A 299-nucleotide genomic window follows, 5' to 3' on the forward strand; every position below is an offset into this window, starting at 1 on the left:
CGACAACGCGCTGCTGGTGCCCATGCAGGGCATCGCCCGCGACGCCAAGGGCGACACCAGCGCCATGGTGGACGGCAAGGACAACAAGGTCGAAGTGCGCCCGGTCAAGGTCAGCCGCGCGCTGGGCCGCAAGTGGCTGGTCGAAGACGGCCTGAAGCCCGGCGACAAGGTCATCGTTGAAGGCCTGCAGAAGTTCCAGCCGGGCATGCCCGTGCAGGCAACCGAGATGGGCGCCGCACCGGGCTGGCCGGCAACGCCGGCGGCCGCGGCCGACAAGCAGTAAGCGGAGAATTCCATGG

The 299-nt window shown here is 68.9% G+C and carries 1 protein-coding gene; it reads left to right on the forward strand.

All coding sequences use genetic code 11. The annotated features are described in order from the left end of the window. Positions 1–283 (forward strand): HlyD family secretion protein (locus ACQG3P_RS19165; protein ID WP_426805923.1); only part of this gene is annotated, 283 nt, incomplete at its 5' end. Positions 284–299 lie beyond the last annotated feature (16 nt).

It is taken from the genome of Stenotrophomonas sp. SrG (genome assembly GCF_050031795.1).
GTDB lineage: Bacteria > Pseudomonadota > Gammaproteobacteria > Xanthomonadales > Xanthomonadaceae > Stenotrophomonas > Stenotrophomonas rhizophila_A.